The organism is bacterium endosymbiont of Bathymodiolus sp. 5 South, assembly GCF_900128535.1.
In the GTDB taxonomy this organism is placed as follows: Bacteria; Pseudomonadota; Gammaproteobacteria; order PS1; family Pseudothioglobaceae; genus Thiodubiliella.
Genome location: NZ_FQTR01000159.1, coordinates 1 through 3,752 on the forward strand (window position 1 = coordinate 1; position 3,752 = coordinate 3,752).

A 3,752-nucleotide genomic window follows, 5' to 3' on the forward strand; every position below is an offset into this window, starting at 1 on the left:
GGTGATGACGGTAAAAGCAGGCACGCCAATTTCTGAGATTAAAAAACAACTCAAGAAAAACAATCAAGCCTTATCTTTTTATACCAACAATGACGATATGAGTATTGGTGCCGTGTATGCTAATGGCGCTCAAGATATATCCGATAGCGTATTAGGCGTACAAATTATCGATGGCACCGGCGCACTCTTAAATTTTGGCGGTCAGGTGATGAAAAATGTCGCCGGTTATGATGTGGCGCGTTTATTGGTTGGTTCAAAAGGACAACTGGCAATGGTAACACAAATCAGTTTTAAAGTAATGCCAGATACCTATGTTGGCAAACTCAATGCAGCTGTCAAATTAGAGAATAAATCAGTGTTAAGAACTGAGATTGAAAATAAATTAAAGCAGGTGTTTGACCCTAGGGGGATATTTCAATAGTGTAGTGTTATTGTGAGAAGGATTATTTAGAAATTGAGGTGTGCATTGTTACCTAAATTAATATCGAGCAAAATATGAGTAAAAATACAAAATGAGGAAATAATATGAATGTTAAGCATTTTTCTATTAAAAATTATAGAGCAATAAAAGAAATAGATATATCTTTAAGGTATTCATTAATTCCAATAATTGGAATTAATGAGTCTGGGAAAACATCTATACTACAAGCCATTCTAGCTTTTGATTTTAGAAGAGATAAATATAATAAAGGAGAGCATCTAGAATATCAGAATAAATATTCTACTGTTGATACGACTGATAGTAGTGTTTCGGCAACATTAAATCTTACTCAACAAGAGATAGAAAGTTTAATTGCAGATATCAATATTAATACAGATTCAGAAGATTACAATGCACTGTCTAAATTTAATAACGAAACACAATTTATTCTTATTAGAGAATTATCAAATAACAACGAATATAAATACATAAATAATGATTTAACAGAACAAACTACAAACAAAGTAACATGTTTTTTAAAAAATAAGTTTCCATTTGTTTTATATTTTGATGACTTTACAGACAGAGTTCCGCAATCTATAGAATTTAAAGACACCTATGCTACTGATGGCAAATTAACAAGGGGTAGAAAAAGAGAGTGGCAAGAAATTATAGAGGAGGTTTTCAAAAGATCCAATCAAGAAAACTTAAACGAAACACAAAAACCGTTGCAAACCTATATGTCTGTAGATGATGAAGATAGAAAGACAGATATACTCTCAGATATTCAATCAATACTAAATGATGTAATAATATCAGAGTGGAAAAATTTAAAAAATACAGGTGGTAATTTAGCCGATGACAGTACTAATTTAGAGTTAATCTTAGAAAATAAGTCGAACTCAGTGTTTAAATTCAAAGTAAAAGATAAATCTAATAGCAATAAAAGTAGAACATTTTCTATTAATTCAAGAAGTAAAGGGTTTCAATGGTTCTTCAATTATATGGTGAAATTAAAGTTTAACCCAAATTATAGTGGTGATACTTTAGAAAATGCACTATTTTTATTGGATGAGCCAGGTTCTTATTTACACTCGTCTGCTCAAATAGAATTATTAAAAGAACTTAAAAAAGTATCAAATAACAATCAAGTTATCTTTTGTACTCATTCTCAATTTTTACTTGATCCTAAAACTATAGAATTAGGTAGTATAAGAATTGCAGAAAAAACAGGCTCAGAAGTAAAATCATTCAATTTTGGAGATTGTAAGGCAAAAAGAGATAAGGGGGCATTAACGCCAATATATCAAGCACTAAATCTAAATTTCGCACATGATTTTATGGATGATATTGTAATACTAGAAGGAATTACTGATTTTTATTTATTTGAGTTGTTAAAAAAATATAAGCATATAAGTCAACATATTAAATTCATTCCAGGCGCTGGAGCTGAAAATTCTTCTTCTCTCATCAGTATTGCTATTGCATTTGCTGAGAATTTTTTAGTTTTGCTTGATAATGATATTGATGGAAAAAAAGCTAAAATAAGATATACTGAATATTTTGGAGATTCTATAAAAAATAATATACATTTTTATAATACAAAAAATAGCTTTAAACTGGAATCTTTTTTAAATGCTGAAAATAAAAGGCAATTAAAGCTTATATCTAACTGTAAAGATGTAAAAAAATCTTTAAGTTTTCTTTATTATTCAAAAAAGAATAAAGAACAAAAAAAGTTTATACAATCTATCGCAAAAAATGATAGTTTGGTTTTAATAATAAAGGTAATAAATCAAATATCAAAATAAATGAAAACCATTCCACTTATCATTTACCAAACCGAAGATGGACAAATCAAAATTGAAACGCATTTTGAAGATGAAACGGTTTGGCTTAATCAAAAACAAATAGCAGCGCTTTTTGACAAAGATAGGAGTGTTATTACCAAGCATATCGGTAATATTTTTAGTGATGGGGAATTAGAGCAAAAAAGCAATGTGCAAAACTTGCACATTGAAAATTCGGATAAATCTGTTAAATTTTACAATCTCGATGTGGTTATTTCGGTAGGTTACAGAGTCAAATCACATCAGGGAGTGCATTTTAGGAAATGGGCGACGGCACTTATCAAAGAGTATTTGATAAAAGGTTTTGCCATGAATGACGAACTACTCAAAGAAGCGGGCGGAGGGAATTACTTTGATGAGCTTTTGGCGCGAATCCGTGATATTCGTTCGTCGGAAAAGGTATTTTGGCGTAAGGTTTTAGAGATTTACGCCACAAGTATTGATTATGATCCTAAAACAGAACAATCTGTAAAGGTGTTTGAAACCATACAAAATAAAATGCATTGGGCAAGTCACGGAGAAACAGCAGCAGAAACAGTCTATAAACGAGTAAATTCGTCAAAAGAACACATGGGGTTAACCAATTTTAAAGGTGAAATACCATCAAAAAAGGAAGCTGAAACTGCTAAAAATTATCTTACAAAAGACGAGTTGGATATGTTGAGCCGAATGGTAACAGCATTTTTGGAAATTGCAGAAATACAAGCCTTAGACCGCACACCAATGTATATGGCTGATTGGATTAAGCAATTAGATACTTTTTTGAAAATGACTAATAAAAATGTTTTGCAACATTCTGGGGTCATCAGTCATCAACAAGCCATCAAAAAAGCACATCGTGAATATGAAATTTATAAAGAGCAAATAAGCAATAGAATCACACAAGTTGAAAAAGATTTTATTAGGCAACTTGAGAGAAAAGTTAACGACCTGAAGTAATGAGGCTTACCAAAGAAAAATGCAAACAATAGACATTCAAAACCTGAAAGCCAATGATATTATTCGCAAGTGCGTGTATTGCGGATTTTGCTTGGTAACTTATCCGACTTATCAATTGTTGGGCAATAAAAAAAAGGACGCTTGAATTTCCTTTAATTCTAATTTGTGGAAAGGGTGCAAGTCCACTTTCTCTGAGGTAGGCAGGTTGTCCCCTGATTTTGTATGACGCTAATGTGGTAGGTGAGTTAGAAAAAACGGAAGAATTTGGCACAGAAATCTTAAAACTTAGTGTGGATATGGGCGGCACAATTACGGGTGAGCATTAAGAGTTGAGATTGAACAGAAATTAAAGCAAGTATTTGACCCGAGAGGAGTTTTTTAGTAGATCGGAGACCTTTGTATAAATAGGAACAAACATCAGAAACCCACTTTTCACCCACTTGGCGATTTTTTAAACCCAGCCTTAGCCCTGCTAGGACAAGGTTTAAAGAAATCACCAATTGGGCAAAAATTGGATTTTGCTAATCATCCCTATTTATGCA

Annotated in this window: 3 protein-coding genes and 1 pseudogene; all 4 read left to right on the forward strand. The window is 31.9% G+C overall.

The features are described 5' to 3' along the window. The coding region (locus BBROOKSOX_RS09475; RefSeq protein ID WP_139661383.1) for a dehydrogenase at positions 1–421 on the forward strand (421 nt) is incomplete at its 5' end. Between the two features lie 104 nt (positions 422–525). Beyond that, positions 526–2,232, forward strand: a complete 1,707-nt coding sequence (locus tag BBROOKSOX_RS09480; RefSeq protein ID WP_139661385.1) for an ATP-dependent nuclease — start codon at positions 526–528, stop codon at positions 2,230–2,232. After that, positions 2,233–3,210: a virulence RhuM family protein gene (locus tag BBROOKSOX_RS09485; RefSeq protein WP_139661388.1), complete on the forward strand. Its 978-nt coding sequence runs from the start codon at positions 2,233–2,235 to the stop codon at positions 3,208–3,210. A gap of 209 nt (positions 3,211–3,419) precedes the next feature. Continuing rightward, a pseudogene (locus tag BBROOKSOX_RS09490) lies at positions 3,420–3,533 on the forward strand (FAD-linked oxidase C-terminal domain-containing protein); the annotation flags it as partial. Positions 3,534–3,752 lie beyond the last annotated feature (219 nt).

What these genes read in the sequence shown, in the direction of transcription:
- BBROOKSOX_RS09480 (WP_139661385.1), top strand. Translation starts at nt 526, where the DNA reads ATGAATGTTAAGCATTTTTCTATTAAAAATTATAGAGCAATAAAAGAA.
- BBROOKSOX_RS09485 (WP_139661388.1), top strand. Translation starts at nt 2,233, where the DNA reads ATGAAAACCATTCCACTTATCATTTACCAAACCGAAGATGGACAAATC.